14 protein-coding genes and 1 pseudogene are annotated in these 17,960 nt (G+C 68.7%); 3 read left to right on the forward strand and 12 right to left on the reverse strand.

The genetic code is table 11. The features are described from left to right. Window positions 1–248 precede the first annotated feature (248 nt). Window positions 249–1,552: pseudogene (locus tag BUS84_RS01655) on the reverse strand (IS701 family transposase). A gap of 147 nt (window positions 1,553–1,699) precedes the next feature. On the opposite strand from BUS84_RS01655, the gene BUS84_RS01660 reads away from it, so the two are divergent. Then, entirely contained in the window at window positions 1,700–2,788 is a 1,089-nt protein-coding gene (locus BUS84_RS01660) for an IS630 family transposase (protein WP_074308161.1), read from the forward strand. A gap of 54 nt (window positions 2,789–2,842) precedes the next feature. On the opposite strand, the gene BUS84_RS01665 is transcribed toward BUS84_RS01660, so the two are convergent. Continuing rightward, window positions 2,843–5,032, reverse strand: a complete 2,190-nt coding sequence (locus BUS84_RS01665; RefSeq protein WP_084757399.1) for a S9 family peptidase — start codon at window positions 5,030–5,032, stop codon at window positions 2,843–2,845. Between the two features lie 191 nt (window positions 5,033–5,223). On the opposite strand from BUS84_RS01665, the gene BUS84_RS01670 reads away from it, so the two are divergent. Then, window positions 5,224–5,850, forward strand: a complete 627-nt coding sequence (locus tag BUS84_RS01670) for a hypothetical protein (RefSeq protein WP_143728150.1) — start codon at window positions 5,224–5,226, stop codon at window positions 5,848–5,850. A gap of 88 nt (window positions 5,851–5,938) precedes the next feature. Here the strand turns inward: BUS84_RS01670 and BUS84_RS01675 are convergent, their stop codons facing one another. The 10 genes from BUS84_RS01675 to BUS84_RS01720 all read right to left on the reverse strand — a co-directional run bounded on the left by BUS84_RS01675 (window position 5,939) and on the right by BUS84_RS01720 (window position 16,053). Next, window positions 5,939–6,400 carry a hypothetical protein gene (locus BUS84_RS01675; protein WP_074308167.1) on the reverse strand — a complete coding sequence of 154 codons (462 nt, stop codon included), beginning with the start codon at window positions 6,398–6,400 and terminating at the stop codon, window positions 5,939–5,941. Between the two features lie 137 nt (window positions 6,401–6,537). Beyond that, entirely contained in the window at window positions 6,538–6,912 is a 375-nt protein-coding gene (locus BUS84_RS40520) for an isochorismatase family protein (RefSeq protein WP_084757028.1), read from the reverse strand. Further along, window positions 6,813–7,955 carry an IS630 family transposase gene (locus tag BUS84_RS39335; protein WP_244298319.1) on the reverse strand — a complete coding sequence of 381 codons (1,143 nt, stop codon included), beginning with the start codon at window positions 7,953–7,955 and terminating at the stop codon, window positions 6,813–6,815. The genes BUS84_RS40520 and BUS84_RS39335 overlap by 100 nt, the downstream gene beginning before the upstream one ends. Before the next feature lie 216 nt (window positions 7,956–8,171). Further along, window positions 8,172–9,029, reverse strand: a complete 858-nt coding sequence (locus tag BUS84_RS01690; RefSeq protein WP_074308171.1) for a carbon-nitrogen hydrolase family protein — start codon at window positions 9,027–9,029, stop codon at window positions 8,172–8,174. Window positions 9,030–9,139: 110 nt separating this feature from the next. Further along, window positions 9,140–9,508, reverse strand: coding sequence for an isochorismatase family protein (locus tag BUS84_RS01695; protein ID WP_074308173.1), 369 nt, complete (start codon window positions 9,506–9,508; stop codon window positions 9,140–9,142). 366 nt (window positions 9,509–9,874) lie between these two features. Beyond that, window positions 9,875–11,368 (reverse strand): xylulokinase, encoded by a 1,494-nt coding sequence (locus tag BUS84_RS01700; RefSeq protein ID WP_159450951.1) that lies wholly within the window; start codon window positions 11,366–11,368, stop codon window positions 9,875–9,877. 38 nt (window positions 11,369–11,406) lie between these two features. Continuing rightward, window positions 11,407–12,261: a DeoR/GlpR family DNA-binding transcription regulator gene (locus BUS84_RS01705; RefSeq protein ID WP_074308178.1), complete on the reverse strand. Its 855-nt coding sequence runs from the start codon at window positions 12,259–12,261 to the stop codon at window positions 11,407–11,409. A gap of 128 nt (window positions 12,262–12,389) precedes the next feature. After that, window positions 12,390–13,496: a substrate-binding domain-containing protein gene (locus BUS84_RS01710; protein WP_280175086.1), complete on the reverse strand. Its 1,107-nt coding sequence runs from the start codon at window positions 13,494–13,496 to the stop codon at window positions 12,390–12,392. Then, on the reverse strand, window positions 13,469–14,494 hold the full coding sequence (locus BUS84_RS01715) for an ABC transporter permease (protein ID WP_084757033.1): 1,026 nt from the start codon (window positions 14,492–14,494) through the stop codon (window positions 13,469–13,471). The genes BUS84_RS01710 and BUS84_RS01715 overlap by 28 nt, the downstream gene beginning before the upstream one ends. A 44-nt stretch (window positions 14,495–14,538) precedes the next feature. Continuing rightward, window positions 14,539–16,053, reverse strand: a complete 1,515-nt coding sequence (locus BUS84_RS01720; RefSeq protein WP_074308182.1) for a sugar ABC transporter ATP-binding protein — start codon at window positions 16,051–16,053, stop codon at window positions 14,539–14,541. A 172-nt stretch (window positions 16,054–16,225) separates the two neighbouring features. Here BUS84_RS01720 and BUS84_RS01725 point away from each other — a divergent pair, with 172 nt between their 5' ends. Beyond that, entirely contained in the window at window positions 16,226–17,956 is a 1,731-nt protein-coding gene (locus BUS84_RS01725; protein WP_074311896.1) for a dihydroxyacetone kinase family protein, read from the forward strand. Window positions 17,957–17,960: the final 4 nt, after the last annotated feature.

Here is a 17,960-nt window from a genome sequence, read left to right on the forward strand (position 1 = left end):
GCAGCCCGGCCAGGCTTGGTCGAGGTGACCGGCGGGATAGCTTCCATTTCGGCTGCCCACCGCGGTTTGGTGTGGCTCTCATCTGGCATGCGCCCCGCCGGTCACCGTGAACCGCCCCGGGTTCTGTGGAGACTGATGTGCCCCGGGTTCCGTGGAGTCGTGTTGGTGGACTCAGGCTGCGGACGTGATGAACGGGTGCGGCTCGGGCGGTATGGCGCTTCACGAAAACCGACGTTAGTACTCCAACGTCACTTCGCCCGTCGGCTGGCGTGATGGCCGAGTCTGCGCTGGTAGTGGGATCGGCGGGCTCGGGCTTGGGATGTTCGACGCCAGGTTGACCAATGCAGGGTGTGCGCCGGCGGTAGCGGCAGGGCGAGGACGAAGGCGTTGAGGAGTCGGCGGATCTCCGCCACGGTCACCCGCGATCTGCCGGTCGGGGTCGGCTTGGTCAGCGGAGGTGACGGCGAGGATGGTCAGTAGGGCCAGGGCGAGCATGGCCAGGGTGATGAACCGGTGCCAGCCGGTCCAGCCGCGGACCTGGTAGTGGTCCAGGCCAACCTGGCCTTTGCCTGTTTGGAACAGCTCCTCGATGCTCCAGCGGGACCCGGCGACCCGGACGAGGGTGTGCAGCGGAACCGGCGTCGCCGACCAGCACAGGTCTCGCCGGTGGTGCGATTGCGGCGGATGAGTAGCCATCGGTGCTCACCGTTCAGGCTGGTGGTGATCCAGGCCCACAGGTAGTCGCGGGGTCCCTTCGCGCCGAGGCCGCAGCTGTGGAGCTGCCATTCACGGGTGGGTATCCGGCCGGCGAGGTCGTCAACGCGCACAAGGGTGCGGCCGTCGTTGACGGTGACGCGCCGGTCGCAACCGACCGCGAGGACATAGCCCACGCCGCGATGCTCCAGGTCAGCGCGCAGTCCGGGATCGGCGCAATAGACCTCGTCGCCGGTGACCCACCCGGCCGGAACGCCGGCATCCAACGCCGCTGCGATCATCTGCCGGGCAAGGGCCGGTTTCGTGGCGAAGCCGACCTCGTCAGGGACACCAGCGGCGGTGCGGCGGGCAGGGCGATCGCACCATGTCGTCTCGGGCAGGTAGAGCCTGCGGTCGATCAGCCCACGTCCGAGAGGTGAGGCGTAGGCCAGGAACACCCCGACCTGGCTGTTCTCGATCCTGCCGGCAGTACCGGTGTACTGCCGCAGCACGCCCACAGAGCCCACGCCCTTCTTCAGGAACCCCGTCTCGTCGGTGACCAGAACGCCATCCGGGTGCCCGACATGCTCGATCAGCCAGGCACGGACATCGTCGCGGACAGCCTCGGCGTCCCACACCGCAGTGCGCAGAAGCCGCTGCATCGCCTGGGGATCGGTGTGGCCGGCGCGTTCGGCCAGGGACCAGCACGTCTTACGTTCCACACCGACAGCAGTCCCTCGACAAACGCTGCCATGCTCCGGCGTGGCTCGGCGCGAGCGAACCGGCCAGCCGCACGCGCTACCGCCGCGTCGAGGATGTTCCGCCATCGGTCAGGGTCCACGCTGTGGCCCGCAGCCACCGCACGATCTTCGGGTTGTCTTCACAAACCATCGATGATCACGCGGTGGCCGTCTTCATGCCTGCCACGCCCAACGCCGAAGCCAAGTGACGTTGGAGCACTAGTGTCCTGAGTCGTTAATCCGCCGACAGATAGTAGGCTGTCGGGATGGCTGGTCGTCCGCGTGGTGTGGTGGAACTGACTGATGACGAGCGTGCGTGTCTGACCCGGTGGGCGCGGCGGGGTAAGTCATCGCAGGCGTTGGCGTTGCGGTCGAAGATCGTGTTGTTGTGCGCCGATGGCCTGGTCAACACGCATGTCGCGGAGCGGTTGGGTGTCTCGCGGGACATGGTGGGCAAGTGGCGTAGCCGGTTCCTGGACCGCCGGTTGCAGGGGTTGACCGATGAGCCTCGACCTGGGGCGCCCCGTCGGATCACCGACGACCGGGTCGAGGAGGTCATCGTCCGCACGTTGGAGCAGCAGCCGTCCAACCAGGACAGTCACTGGTCGACGCGGTCGATGGCCAAGGAGACCGGGCTGTCGCAGACCGCGGTGTCGCGGATCTGGCGGGCGTTCGGCCTCAAGCCGCATCTGGTGGACACGTGGAAGCTCTCGGCTGACCCGTTGTTCGTAGAGAAGGTCCGCGACGTGGTGGGCCTGTATCTCGATCCGCCGGTCAAGGCGATGGTCCTGTGCGTGGACGAGAAGTCGCAGATGCAGGCACTCGAGCGGACCCGACCGATGCTGCCGATGATGCCCACGGTCCCCGCCCGGCAGACCCACGACTACGTCCGCCACGGTGTGGCCAGCCTGTTCGCCGCGTTCGACCCGGCGACCGGCACGGTCATCGGGCAGGTCCACCGCAAGCACCGCCATCAGGAGTTCCTCAAGTTCCTGAAGGTCGTCGACGCGAACACGCCCGCAGAGTTGGATCTGCACCTGGTCCTGGACAATTACGCCACCCACAAGACGCCCGCGGTGCAGCGGTGGCTGGCCGCGCATCCCCGGTTCCACCTGCACTTCACGCCGACCTCGGCGTCCTGGCTCAACCTCGTCGAGCGCTGGTTCGCCGAACTGACCGACCGCAAGCTCCGCAGGTCAAGCCACCGCAGCCTCGCCGAACTCGAAGCGGACGTCCGCACCTGGATCGACGCGTGGAACGCCGACCCGAAGCCCTTCGTGTGGACCAGAACCGCCGACGACATCCTCAACAGCCTCGCCACGTACTGCCGGCGAATTAACGACTCAGGACACTAGCTGTCGCGGTCAGCCGCATCGGTCGTGGTGGGTCGTGGCGGTCGGACGTCGGGGTCATCCGAGCCACCGGTCGAACCAGGCGCGGGTGCGGCGGAGCACGTCGAGTTGGTGGTTGCGTTCGCGGATCGAGTGGTTCTCTCGGGGATATACGACGTACTTGTGCTCGACTCCGAACCTGCGTAGCGCGCGGTGGAAGAACTCCGCCTGTGATACCGGGACGTTCGTGTCGTTCTCGCCGTGCAGGATCAGCACGGGCGTGCGGACCTTGGAGGCGTACGAGATCGGGCTGAGCCGGTCGTGGCGGTGTGGACCTGTTCCTTCCCAGCCGCTGCTGCCGCCGAGGGCGGACTCGAATGGTCCCTCTTCTCCGGTTGCGGCGAGCATTCCCCAGTCGCTGATGCCGGCGCCCATCACGGCGGCCTTGAACCGGTTGGTCTGCCCGACCGCCCAGGCGGCCATGAACCCGCCGTGGCTCCAGCCGCCGATGCCCAGCCGGTCGGGGTTGGCGACGCCGTCGGCGATGAGCAGGTCGATGCCGGCGCAAATGTCGGTCCACTCGTCGAGGCCGACCGCGCCGGCGACGAGCGCCGCGAAGTCGTGGCCGTGCCCTTGGCCGCCGCGCGGGTTCGGCAGGAACACGGCGTAGCCGGCGGTCGCCAGCCACTGGCCGGACGGGTCCCAGCCGAGCATGAGCCGGTCGGCGTGCCGGTCATACGGGCCGCCGTGAACCAGCGTCACTAGTGGAAAGGGCCCGTCCTTGTGGGACCGGCCGGCGGGCAGGATCAGCAGGCCGTCGAGGGCCAGCCCGTCGGATGCCTCGTATGACAGGCGTTCCTGGACACCCCACCGGACGTCGTGGAGTTCGGGCCTGAGGTCGGTCAGCCTCGTCAGCGGCCCGCAAGTGGGGCCGGCGTAGACGTTTCCGGGCTCGTAGGACGTGCTGACCACCGCCGCGACGGCGTCACCGTGCCGGTTCGTGGCCAACGACTTCGCGAGGCCGTCGACCCGGGACAGCTCGACGAGGTTGCGCCCGACCGGATCAAGCCGGTGGATCGCGGTATCGAGCCCGTCGGCGACCAGCACCAGCGGCGGACCGGCGTCGACCTGAACCAGGTTGCTCGGGCAGACGACCGTGCCGGCGGTCAGGTTACGGTGCTCGCCCACCGGCCCGCTCACCGGTTCGGTGACATCGAGAACCGCGTGTCCGCCCACCAGGGCTGGCGGGGTCTTCGCGACATATGCCAGGTGCCAGCCGTCGTCGGCGGACCACCAGACGAGTGACGACGCGTCCGCCGCGGCCGGGCCGAGGTCCCGCGTCATGCCGCTGCCCGGGTCGAGCAGGTGCAGACCGGGCTTGACCAGGCCCGGGTCCACGTCGGGGGTTGACCAGGTGAGGACCGCCAGCATCCCATCGTCGGGCCGCTGGGCCACCTCGACGACATGGCGATCGCCGAACGCATCCGGTGTCCGAACCTCCCGGCTCCGTACGTCGAGCAGCCGCAGCCGGTCCGGGTGTACGCGTTCACCCCACACCCGAGCGTCGTCACGCTCCCTGTCCCGACGTTCGTCCTCAGCGGACGGTTCATCGGCTGCGATCACGACGACCAGGTCGGGATCGGCCAGTGGGAGGTGACTTGACACCCCACTGGCCCAGGACGTCACCGCCTCCACGACACCGTCGACCAGCCCGACCCGGTGTACTTGCGCCGTGCCACGCTCGGCCCGTTCGGAGAGAAAGTAGACCAGCAGCGAATCTGCGGCCCACCGCGGCGCCGAATCGTGCGCCTCACCCGAAGTTAATCGTCGCGGCGACCCGGTCCCGTCGGTGGCGGCGACCCAGAGTTCGCTAACGGGGTGATCACCAGCCCTCCCGACCGGGGTGACCACGTAGGCGACCCACTTGCCGTCCGGCGACAGCGCCAATGCGCGCGGAACACGACCGTCAACCACCAACTCGGCGGTGAGCTGTGTACGGGCCACCGATGCACAGTAACGATCAACCACCACGGCGACCAACCGCTGCCGCAACGCCTCCGCAGCATGGCTGCGGCGCCCCTCCCAGGGGCTGTCCCGATCTCGACAACAACGCCAGGAGGAGACGATCTGGCTGCTTGATCGGGTTCGCACATCAGCCGCGATCCGCGCGGTTGTGCCTCCTAGCGAGCGTGGTTGGCTCGGCCGGTGAGACTTGACTTCGAAGACTGGGCTCGCCGGACGTTTTTCACGGTGGAACGCCGTCACCATCGCTGCCACCATCCTCGGCGTGCTCCTGTTCGGCGTTGGGCTCGCGATGACGTCGCGGTAAGTTGGCCCGTCCCGTCCTCTCATACTGCGATCCGCGCGCTACACAGCGTCACGCCGAGCTGGCCCGGTTGCCGTCCGGACGTGTCGATGAGCGGACGTTTGGTTCTGGGGTGTGCCGGTAGGGTCCGCTCGTGGATCCGTCATGGGTTGAAGCTGGAGCCGTGTTCCGATGGCCGGACCGCGACGGGCTGATGCGTGCGCTCGTACACGACGGTGCTGTCGTCATGTACGACGCCTGGTGGTCGCATTTGGGCAACTGGGGACTGGCGGACCTTCAGAAGATCAAGCAGGGGCGTGTCAGCTACTACGTCGTGCACAGCTCCGTGTTGGCGGAGAAGGCAACGTTCGTGCGGTCGGAGCCGTTGACGGCCGACGAGCGGGCGGTCCATCGTCCTGACCTCCCGTTCGCCGTCGCGCAGAGCGCCAGGCTGTCTTGGCCGGCCAAGGTGTCGCAGACACCGGCCTGGGCTGCCGAGTTTCGCGCCACCACCGGCCGCCCGGACGGTGCAGGGTTGCAGACGCCTGAGGTGTACTTGTGCCCGTTCGGTCCCAAAGGCGGCTCGAAGGCGGGTGTCCGCGTGCGAGCGGACAGCGGGATCTCCTTCACCGCCGAGGAATTGATACGGAAGGCCGCTACCATCCAGGCGCCGAACGTCGGGGATGCAGTGCCGGTGCATGGAGTCGGGATCTACCGACTGGGACTGCAGCGCGGTGTCCCTGCCTTCTACCTGTGGGGAGCCGAGAGCAGGATGCTGTGATTGCGTCCGGCTGCGTCGTCGAGCCCGCGCTCTCATGCTGCGTCCCGCGCGACCACGCCGATTTTGCTGGTAGACGACCTGCTCGCGGTCAGGTGCTATAGAGCCCGTCCCACGGCTCGGAGAACCCGAGACCGTCTGGGTACAACTCAACCCAGTCGCCCCGCTCGACATCGGATTCGTCGATCAGACCGAACGTGACACCATCGTAGAGCATGTGAAACGGCCGGATCGAGACGTCGGTGAACTGGCGGTCAGACAGCTGATCGAGCAGTGCCGTCAGGCGGCGCTCAGCCTGCTCGCCGAGTTCGCCTCGCAAGTTCGGGGCGATGCCGATCAGCGAAATCTCGGATCTGCGGTGACGCCCGTCAGCGTCGAAGAGATGTAGGTAGGCATACCACCGGATGCGTTCCCGGCCCATGTCAGGCTCGTGATCGTCATCGCGGCGGACGCCGTGCACCGCCGCGTAAAACTGGCCGTCGGCATACCGTCCGATCGTGTCTGTGCGGTAGCCGGGTTCGCGCGCTATCGGGATGAGGTCTGGGGCTGGCATGCTGGCGAGGGTAACGACCAGTGAGTGCGCTCTTCTGCCGCGATCCGCGCGGTCATGCCGAATAGAGGATCGCCCGGCACGGACGGCGAGTACACGCGCCTCTGGCTCCTGCAGAGTTGCCGGCCGGGCTGTTCGGGTCAGCCGAACAAGTCGGCCGCGTCGTGGGATGCGATACCGAAGGTTTGGCCGGGATAGCGCAGGCCCTTCATATACATGTTGGTGTGCGCGACGATCTGTTCACCGGTGACCTGCACGCCGTCGAACTCGGAGTCCTCCGTGGTGTGGCAGTCACGCACGAGAGTGACGTCGTAGCCGTCGGCCGCGGCCCGCTGCATGGTCGTGCGTAGGCAGTAGTCGGAGGCGGCACCGGCCACAACTAAGTGGTCGGCTCCGTAAGTCCTTCGGGGGTTGATCAAGCTGCCAGGGCGACGGAGGATTCGTCTGGGTGATCGGCGGTGTGCCGGTCGAGCCTGGCCAGCAGATCGTCCAGGTCGGAGGTGGTGAACTTCCACTGGAACGGCTGTGCCGTGGCGTTGTAGCGGACTTCGAAGGCTCGGAGCCGGTCCCCGACCTGGGCAAGGTCGGTGAAGTCGTTGGGCGAGACGACCTTGCGCTGCACGACGGAGAAGAAGATCTCCACCTGGTTCAACCAGGAGGCGTGCACCGGAGTGTGGACCAGCACCGCGTTGGGGAACGCGGCGGTCAGCCGGTCGGCGGCCTTCTTGCCGCGGTGGGAGGAGCCGTTGTCCACGATCCAGAACACGCGCTTGGCGCTGACGTACGGTTCCTGGCTCATGACCTGGGCGACCAGGGCCATGAACGGGTTGATGCCGGTGCGCGGTTCGCAGCGGCCGAACACCTTCGCGTGGTGGACGTCGTAGGCGGCCAGGTAGGCCAGCGCGCCACCGCGGCCGTAGGTGTGGTTCACCCGCATCGCCCGGGCCTGCCCCGGTGCGAGGGTGGGGTGACAGCGGCAGCGGGCCTGAATGGAGGTCTTCTCGTCCGCGCTGATGACGTACTCGCCCGCGTCCAGTGTCCGGCCCTGCCAGGTGCGGGCGTACAGGTCCAGCACGCGCTCGGCCTTGGTGCGGAAGTCGGGATCGGTGATGAAGATCCAGGAGCGGTACTGCCAGGGCTTGAGCGCGTCCCGGGCGAGCCAGCGGCGCACGGTGGAGGCCGACATGGCGCCGACGATGCCGCGCGCGACCACCTCACGGGCCAGCTCCGGGCAGGTCCAGCGCGAGAGCGGCGCCCCGGTTTCGGGCGGGAGCTGGCAGGCCAGCGCCTTCACCTGGGCGGCTTGCAACGCAGTGAAGGAGGCAGGCCGGCCCGGACGCTTGCGATCGGCCAGACCGGGCAGGCCCAGCTCGGCGAAGCGGCCCCGCCAGGTGCGCACGGTGTCCACGTGCACCCCCGCCCGCTCAGCGATCCGAGCGTTCGGTAGCGGCCGGGCCGCGAGCAACACGATCTGGGCCCTGATCCTGGCCTGGTGAGGCGTCTTGTGACCGTATGCCGATTTCTTGAGCCGGTGCCGCTCGGCGGCGGTCAAGGTCACCGGGCACGCGGGTATCGCAGGCATCAGGGCGGTGGCCGATCTCGATGAGTGGACCACGGGGGCGCGACGGACCGTCAGCAACCGGTCGGGATCGCACGTTTCCGGTGTCCTGACGTCGACGTGGACGTTGTGGCAGAGCGATGCGCAATGACGACGGACTGGCGTGGCGACCGGGGTCTGGACCGTGCGTCGTGCAGGGTTCCCGCTTCGGCCGTCTCAGACGAGGGTGATGCCGCTTCGGGGGTATGCCGGGGTGCTGAGTGAGGGGTCGACCAGTACCGGTTCCTCGGCCCGGCACCTCGCCAGGACCTGCGGATCGAGACGGGCGGTGGCCAGTCCGGGGTCGGCGGTGCCCGCGTCAACGAGCAAGGTGCCGTCCGGGTTCCAGACCGCACTTTGGCCACAGCCGTGGTACGGGCCGCTGGGTCCGCTGTGGTTGGCGAGGAGAACGTAGCTGGTGTTGTCCAGGGCCCGTGCCGGGAAGACCGTGGCGCGTTGATGGGCACCGGAGCCTCGGCCGAACATCGCGCCAACCAGGTACGCGTGGCAGCCGTCCAGCGCGGCAGCACGGGCATGCTCGGGAAAGCCGGAGTCCCAGCAGATGCCGAGTCCAAGACGCCAGCCGTCGAGGGTGAGGGTGCACCCGCTGGTGCCGGGGCTGAAGCCGGCGGCGCGCTCGCTTGGCGTGGTGTGCTGCTTGTCGTAGTGGGCGGCGAATCGGCCATCGAGGCCCAGGACCAGGGCGGAGATGTGCAGCCGCCCGGACTCGGGGTTGCGGGTGGGGGCTCCGGCCACCACGGCGGTGCGGGTCTCGTGGCAGACGGCGGCCAGCGGGTCCAATCGGGGGTCCGTGGAGTTCAGGGTGTAGGTCTCGGGGTCGGCCGTGATTTCTGGCAGCTCGTAGCCGGTGAGGAAGAGCTCCGGAAGGACCAGCAGGTCAGCTCCCTGGTCGGCGGCGCGGCGGACCAAGTCGGCGGCGATGGCGACGTTCGCGGGGATATCCAGTGCGGTGCAGGTCGCCTGACCGGCCGCCACGGTGAGCGGGCCAGAGGCCAGGGCATGAAGATCATCCATGGTGGGCCAAACTACCCCGAGCAGGCGCTGAGGGGAGCGTCCGGGGCATCCTCATGCCTGACTCACGCTCCAGCCCGCGAAGGACGGACCATCACCAAGTGGACGCAGCTTCACGGGTGCCCAGGGATGGTCCGCACGTCAGGCACGACGCGCACCCCCAGAGCAACCCCCGAAGGACTTACGGAGCCGACTACTAAGTGGGAAACTTCGAGTTCGGCGAGGACGCCCTCCAGCCCCGTACCGGCAAAGGAATCCCGATACTCCTTGGACACGACAGGCTCACCCGGGGCGGGCGCGATGCCGTCGGCGAGCTGCCAGCCGGCGGTGCCCGGCTGAAGATCCGTATCCTGGTGCTGGACGAAGACGACAGGCACCCTTTCGACCCTGGCCCGGTCGATCAAGGCGGCGGTCCTGCTCAGCACACCGTCCCGATCGACACACTCGGCGACCACATCCACCTGCAGATCGATGACCAGCAAGCAGGCCCCACCGCCACGCCGCAACGTCGCCACCGCCCATGCCTCCCGCGCTCATAGGAACCGGGCGAGAGTATCCCAACCCACCATCCCTCGACCTAGCCACGGGCGTTCCTGCGGCGAAGGAAACGTACGCTCATCAGCCGCGAAGCGCTCGTCGCCGAAGGTGACATCGGCGCCGGTCGCCGGCGTCCGGACGTGCCGAGATCAGTAAGTCTGCCTCTCTCCGCCCGACACATCGGAGGGCGCGGTCTTCGCGGATGGGGTTTTCGGCGGGGGGCAAGGTCACCGAACGAAGACCCGGCACCTCACATGTCAGGATTCAGGATCAACACCGGATGCGGTCTCGTTCGTGCTCGACGCAGGTCGTCACAGGCGGCGCAGGGCGGTCAGCGCCGCAGTCGCGGTGTCGAAGGTGGACAGCACGTCGGCGCGCAGATGGTACGCGGCCTCGTAGAACTTCACATCGGCCGGGTTGGGCGAGATGGGCGTTGCCGTGCGGGTCATGGTGCGCGCCGCCTCGCGGACGGAGCGGTACGGCGTCTGGTGGCCGCCTACGGCCGCGATGATGGCTGCGCCGAGCGCGGTGCCCTCGCGCTCGGGTGCGGCAGACACGGGCACGCCGAGCACGTTCGCGAAGATCTGCGCGATCAGCGTGGATTGGGCTAACCCGCCGGTGATGGTGATGCGCTTCACGTCGGCGCCCACCTGCTGTTCGAGGTGGTTGAGGCTGTCGCGCTGGTCGTACGCGAGCCCTTCGATCACTGCACGCAGCAGCTCGGGCCGACCGTGCTCGACGCCCAGCCCGAAGAAGGCCGCGCGCACGTCGGGCAGGTGGCGGGGCGTCTCGCGGCCGCCGAGATACGGGAGGAAGAGGAGGCCGTTCGCGCCCGGCGGGACCTGGGCCGCGGCGGCCTGCAGGTCCGGGTCGTCCGCGTCGAGGAGCTTTTGCCGGAGCCAGGTCATCGTCATGCCGCCGCTGGTCAGCAGCGTCTCGACGGCGGAGGCGTCGGGCGCGGCGGTCGCGACCGTCCGCAGGCCGGGGTAGGTCGAGTGCCCAGCCACGAACGCGCCCAGGGAGAAGCTGGTGCCGAGGTTCAGGTACGCGGTGCCTGACTCGAGCGCGCCCACGCCGATTCCGGCGCATTGGCCGTCGCCCGCGCCGGCCACGACCGGCAGCCCCGGCGGCAGCCCCGTACGTCGGGCGACGTCGGGCAGCAGGCCGGCGATGGTGTCGCCCGGCGCGGCCAGCCGCGGGACCTGATCCGGAGTGAGGCCGCAGAGACCTAGGAGGTACGGCGACCAGGTCCGGGTGCTCAGATCGACCAGCGCCGTGGAGTCCGCGCTGGCCCACGAAGTCACGGCCTCGCCAGTCAAGCACCGCGCCACGTACGCGTGCACGTCGAGCACCTGGTGGGTGCGCCGGATGGTGTCGGGCTCGTGCTCCGCGAGCCAGGCCAGCTTGTACAGCGACGGCACGGTCGACGGCGGCTTGCCGGTCAACGCGTGCACGTCGGGCGCGCCGAGGCGGGCGACCTGGTCCTCGGCCCGGTTGTCGAGCCAGAGGATGGCCGGGCGGATCGGCTGCCAATTCCGGTCGACGCAGACGAAGGTCTCGCGCTGGTGCGTGATGCCGAGCGCGACAGGCTGCTGCTCAGGGAGCAACAGGTCGACGACGGACGTCAGCGCGTCCGTCGCGGCCTCCCACCACTCATGCGGGTCCTGCTCGTACCACCCCGGCTGGGGCGAGGTCGTGGTCACGTAGCGGCGCGACTCGCAGACCGTGCGGCCTTCAAGGTCGAACACGACGGCCTTGCACGCGGTCGTGGAGCAATCGAGCGCCACGATGACGGGAACGGTCACGCTCATATGATCGCATTTGGGCCCACGCTGGCGGACCGTCAGGCCTCAGCGGCCACCGGGACGCCGACGGAGAGGTCGGGGGCAACGATGATCTTGGCCCCGTCGCGCTGCAGCGACTGCACGTGCTCGTCGGCCGTCTTCGAGTCCACGATCACGACGTCGAAGTCGCTCAGCGGCCCCAGCGCGTGCAGAGCGCGCCGCTCGAACTTGGAGTGGTCGACGTACGCGACCCGGGTCCGCGCGGACTCGAACATCGCCCGCTTGACCAGGACGGTGTCGTGGTGCTGGTGGAAGCAGATGCCGTCGGTGACTGCGGAGGTGGACATGAAGAAGATGTCGGCCCGGATGTTGCGCAGCGCGTCCAGGGTCACCGAGCCCATGTACGAGCGGCACCAGGGGTAGTACTGGCCGCCGAGGGCGAGCAGGGTCAACTCCGGATGGGTGACGACGGCGTCCATGACCGGCTGGAAATTGGTGATCACGGTAAGTGGCTGCCGCTCCGACAACTGGGCGGCCAGATGCAGGCCGGTCGTCGAGTCGTCGAGGATGACCGACTGCCCGGGCTCGACCATGGTCATCGCGACAGCTGCGACGGCAGCCTTGTCGCTCGCGTTGAGCCGGTTGCGGTATTCGGTGCTGGACTCCGAAAGAGTGCTGGCTAGCGCGGTCGCCATGCCGCGGGTCTTGCGCAGCAGCCCCTGGGCGGCAAGCGCGTCGAGATCGCGGTGCACCGTCATGAGGCTCACGCCGAAGGACTCGGCGAGCACCTCGATCCGGACCGAGCCGGCGGACATCACCATCTCGGTGATGGCGTGATGCCGCGCGTCTCGTCCGACGCGCATGTCGTCGTTGCCGTTGCGCCTGAGACGACCGACGTCGGCCGGTTCCCCCATGCGGATCGCCCTCCCGGTGTTCCGTCCGGATGTCATTGTGATCCTAGCGGGATCGCATGTTAAATCAATCGCCCGTTATATGAGCGCCGGCTCGCGGTCGCGAGGTGCCACGAGCCGGCGCTCGCGGATCACTTCTCGTTGGCGATGTCGCCCGAGGCGAGGTTCTTTGCGATGAGCTCGGGGAGGCGCTGCAGGAACGCGTCCTTCTGGCTGACGACGTTCTGGTAGTACTCGTCGACGTTCTCGGGCGTGATGGCCGGCATGGTGTAGGTGTAGGTCTTCTCGACCGCCTCACCCTTTGCCACCTGCTGGGCCACGGCGAGGCCGGTCGCCAGTTCGACGCGGCCGTGTTGCAGCGACGACCCGATGAACGTGCCGTTCTTGACTGCGTCCAGTCCGTCCTGGATGCCGTCGATGCCAACCACGGGCAGGGGCTTCTTGGCCTCGGACAGCGCCTGCAGCGCGCCCAGGCCCATGTCGTCGTTCTCCGCGACGATTCCGTCGAGCTGGTCGCCGAAGCTGGAGAGCCAGTTCTTGGTCTTGTTCACTGCCTCGTCGCGCTTCCAGTTGGCCGTGTCCTTGGCCAGCACCTTGATGTCCGGGTACTTGGCCAGGGTCTGGGTGATGCCCTTGGTGCGGTCGAGCTCGGGAGACGAACCGAGCGGGCCCTGCAGGATGACGATGTTGCCCTTGCCGTTCAGCTTCTTGGCCATCATCTCCATCTCCTGCGCGCCCGCGGCCACGTCGTCCGGAAGCACGGACGAGGTGAGGGAGCCGGTGTCGGAGAGCGCGGTGTTGACGGCGATCACGGGGATATTGGCGTTCTTCGCTGCGGCCATCTGCGGTCCGAGCGAGTCGGCCTGCACCGGCACGATGATGATGGCGTCGACCTTCTGGTTGACCAGCTGGTCGACCTGACTGGCCTGAGCGGACACGTCGCCGCCGGCCGAGTTCCAGAGCAGCTGGATGTTGTTGGCCTTGGCGTACGAGTTCATGCCCTCCTGGCCCTGGCTGATGAAGGAGGACATGTCGTAGACCGTGATGCCCACCCGGAGCTGCTTCTCGCCGCCCTGCTGGGCGGATGGGTCGCCCGCGCCACATGCGGCGGTGGCGACGGCGAGAGAGAGCGGTACGGCGGCGAAGCCGATCCGCCGCAGGAGTGACGAAGGCATGGTGCGCCCTTTCAATGATGGGGGAACGGAAGTGTTCAGCTGCTGCGTCGTTTGGTCGCCCACACGTCCACCGCCACGGCGGCGACGATCAGGACGCCGCTGATGACGGACTGCCAGTACGCGGGGACGATGAGAATGTCGAGGCCGTTGTTGAGGGTCTGGATCAGCAGGAGACCGAGCAGGGTGCCCCAGACCGAGCCGCGGCCGCCGAGCAGGCTGGCCCCGCCGATCACCACGGCGGCGATGGCGTCCAGCTCGTACCCGGAGCCCAGGTTCGGGGGGCCGGAGATGACGCGAGAGGACAGCACGACGCCGGACAGGCCCGCGAGTCCACCGCTGATGACGTAGACGCTGGTCAGAATGCGCCTGGTCCGCACGCCGGCCACCTCGGCTGCAGTCCGGTTGCCGCCGACCGCGTAGACCCGCAGGCCGAAGGACGTCTTGCGCAGGACCAGGTAGGCGATGACGAAGCCGACGATCATGATGAGTACGGGGATCTGGATGCCGAGGATCGCAGTGTTGGCGATCTTTCCATAGCTCTGCGGCAGGCCGTTGATCGGCGCACCGTGCCCGATCACGTACGCGAGACCGGACCCGGCTGTCAGCGTGCCCAGCGTTGCGACGAACGGCGCGACGTTCAGCCGGCTCACGACCAGGCCGTTGATGAGACCCAGGAGGAGTCCGACCCCGATGCCGGCGATCACGGCGAGCCAGGGGGCGTCGGGCTGCTTGACCACCACCGAGGCGGCGGTCATGGCGCTGGCGGCGATCACGCTACCGATGGACAGGTCGATGCCGCCGGTGAGGATGACGAATGTCTGTCCCAGCGCGACGAGCGCGAACGGGGCCGCGGACACCAGGATGGTCTGGGCATTCTCGGGTGTGGCAAAGCGGATGCTGCGGTAGCTGAAGTACGCCATGACCAGGATCAGCACCAGCACCATCGAGTTGCGGATGGCGAAGTTGGTCAACGAGGTCCGGTCCAACCGCTTCTTCTCCGGAACGGCGTCCGCGGCCGGTAGCTGTAGCTGTTCCATGGTGGGCGTTGGCGTGCTGGTCATAGGAACTCCGGGTCAGGTCGAGTGGCGCGTTACGGAGGGCGCGATCAGGCGGCGACGGCCGCTTCCTGGCCGCTCGCGTAGCGGAAGATCTTTTCCTGGGCGTCGTTGGCGTCGAGTTCGTCGCGGGACAGCTCGCCCGCGATGCCACCGGCGCGCAGCACGTACACCCGGTGGCTCAGGCCGACGAGCTCGGGCATGTCGGAGCTGACCAGAACGACGGCCAGCCCGTTCGCGGCCAGCTTGCGGACGATCGCGTAGATCTCGCCGCGGGCGCCGACGTCGACGCCCCGGGTCGGCTCGTCCAGCAGCAGCACGGAGCAGTTCTCGGTCAGCCAGCGCGCCAGCACGATCTTCTGCTGGTTCCCGCCGGAGAGGTTGCCGACGAGCTGGCCGAGTCCCCTCGACTTGAGCCGGACCGACCGGGTCGCCTCGGCGACCGCCTCCGTGCGCTTGCGGTTGCGCAGCCAGCCGAGGGCGGAGAATGAGTCAAGGTGCGGAAGGCTGCCGTTGTCCAGCACCGACTGGGTCAGTACGAGTCCGGCACCCTTGCGGTCCTCCGGCACCAGCGCGACGCCGCTGCGGATGGCCGCGGCGACCTGGCCGCGCCGGACCGGACGGCCGCCGACCTCGACCGTCCCGGCCACCGACGGCCGGATGCCGAAGATGGCCTCGACGACCTCGGTGCGGCCGGCGCCGACCAGGCCGCCGAGGCCGAGGATCTCGCCCTTGCGGACCTCGAAGCTGACGTCGGGGCCGCTGTTGTCCAGCCGGAGCCCGGAGATACGCAGGCCGATCTGCTCCCGGGGCGGCGTGACGTCGGGGAAAAGGTCGTCCAGCTCGCGGCCGATCATTGCCCGCACGATGCCGTCCTCGGTCGTGTCGGCGAGCGGTGCCTGCAGCACCAGTTGGCCGTCGCGCAGGACGATCACGTGGTCCGCCAACTCCTGGATCTCGGCCATGCGGTGGGTCGTGTAGAGCATGGCGACGCCCTGCTGCTTGAGCGTGCGCACGACGTCGTAGAGGCGCTCCACCTCTCGGTCGGGAATGGCGGACGTGGGCTCGTCCAGCAACAGCACCGTCGCGCCCCAGGTCGTCGCCTTGGCGATCTCGACCAGTTGGACCAGCGCGATCGACAGGTCGCCGATCCGCTTGCGGGGATCGATGTCGACGCCGTACGTGTCGAGCATGGCCCGCGCCCGCTTGATCATCTCGCGCCGGTCCAAACCGCCCATGCGGTTGCGCAGCTCCCGTCCGACGAAGAGGTTCTCGTAGACGGTGAGGTCTGGATAGGGTGCCAGCTCCTGCGGCACAATGCCCACCCCGAGGGCGCGGGCGTGCTGGGGGTCGGCTCGCTCCAGCGGCTGTCCGCCGACGGCGACCTCGCCAGCGTCGGGCTTCAGCTGGCCGGTGATGATCTTCATGAGCGTCGACTTGCCGGCGCCGTTCTCCCCGGCCAGGACGGTGAGTTCGCCGCCGTTCAGGTCGAAGGAAATGTCCCGCAGGACGGGCACACCGCCGAACCCTTTGGCCAGGTCACTGAGGTGAAGCGCGGGCGTCATCGGGTCGTCTCCTCTCATGGCCGCCGGGTCGAGCCCGGCCGGACGTGAGCGGAGACTATGTTAGGTTCTTGTTAGAAGTCAACGCCTTGACGTCATCTCTCACGCCTGCCATGTTAACTAGGCCGTAACGTCGCTCGACTGTCACGGTGTCCCGCGGACAGAAGGCGTGATCATGACGAAGTTGTACGACGATCCTGACCGCTTCAGCGACGACATGCTGGCGGGCTTCCTCGACGCCCACGCCGACCGCGTGGTCGGAGTGCCCGGAGGCGTGGTCCGCGCGACGGAGACGCCGGCCGGGAAGGTCGCCGTGGTGGTCGGCGGAGGCTCCGGCCACTACCCTGCCTTCTGCGGCGTCGTCGGGCCCGGCTTCGCGGACGGCGCCGTCGTCGGCAACATCTTCACGTCGCCGTCGGCCCAGGAGGCGTACACCGTCGGCCGGGCCGCGGCGAACACCGGCGGCCTGCTCTTCAGCACGGGCAACTACGCGGGCGACGTCATGAACTTCACGCTCGCCCAGCAGAAGCTCCAGCAGGAGGGCGTCGATACCCGCGTCGTCTTCGTCACCGACGACATCGCCAGCGCGCCGGCCACCGAGATCGAACGCCGGCGCGGCATCGCCGGCGACTTCGTGGTTTTCAAGGTGGCCGGAGCCGCCGCCGAGGCGGGATACGACCTCGACGGTGTCGAGCGCGTGGCCCGGCTCGCGAACGACCGCACCCGCACTCTCGGGGTCGCGTTCGCCGGCTGCACGCTGCCGGGCGCGGCGACGCCGCTGTTCGACGTCGCGGACGGCACCATGGGCGTGGGGCTCGGCATCCACGGCGAGCCCGGCATCGAGGACGCCGCCCTACCGTCCGCCGCCGACCTGGCCCGCCAGCTCGTCGACGGGGTGCTCGCCGAGGCGCCGCAGGAGCAGAGCCGCCGGATCGGCGTGATCCTCAACGGCCTGGGCGCCACCAAGTACGAGGAACTCTTCGTGCTCTGGCGCACTGTCGCCCGGCTGCTCCGCGACGCCGGTTACACCATCGTGGACCCCGAGGTCGGCGAGCTCGTCACCAGCCTCGACATGGCCGGGTGCTCGCTCACCGTCGTGTACCTCGACGAGGAGTTGGAGCGGCTCTGGCACGCACCCGCCGACACTCCGGCGTACCGCAAAGGTGTCTTGTCGCCGGATTCCGTGCGCGATCGACGGACGGTGACCGAGGCCGAGCAGGGCACCATCGCGCAGGGTGTCGCCGATGACGCCACCCGCGCCGCGGCCGACATCGTCGTCGCGGCCCTGTCCGCGATGGCGGCCGCAGTCGCGGACAAAGAGGAGGAGCTCGGCCGGATCGACGCCGTCGCCGGCGACGGCGACCACGGCCGAGGGATGGTACGTGGAACGGCCGCCGCCGTGGACGCGGCGCGAAAGTCGCAGGCCGCCGGGAACGGGCCGGGTCGTGTCCTGGTCGCCGCCGGCGAGGCCTGGGCGGCCCGGGCCGGCGGCACCTCCGGCGTTCTGTGGGGCGCGGCGCTGGCCGCGCTCGGAAGCCGGATCGGCGACGGGAAGCCGGACGCGACCGCCGTCGTCGAGGGTGTCCGCGCGAGCTACGGCGCCCTGACCGCCCTCGGCGGCGCGAAACCCGGCGACAAGACGATGTTGGACGCTCTGCTGCCGTTCGCCGACAGCCTGGCCGCGTCCGCCGCGGCCGGCGAGCCGCTGACTGCAGCGTGGACTGGCGCCGCCCAGGCGTCGGAGGAGGCCGCACAGGCCACGGCGCAACTGCGCCCCCAGGTGGGCCGGGCCCGGCCGCTGGCCGAGAAGAGCGTCGGTACGCCCGACGCCGGCGCCGTGTCGATGGCCCTGTGCCTGCGGGTGGTCGGCGGTGTGCTGGCCGACACTCGCGTCAACTCACGATGAAAGG

It is taken from the genome of Micromonospora cremea (assembly GCF_900143515.1).
Taxonomy (GTDB): Bacteria; Actinomycetota; Actinomycetes; order Mycobacteriales; family Micromonosporaceae; genus Micromonospora; species Micromonospora cremea.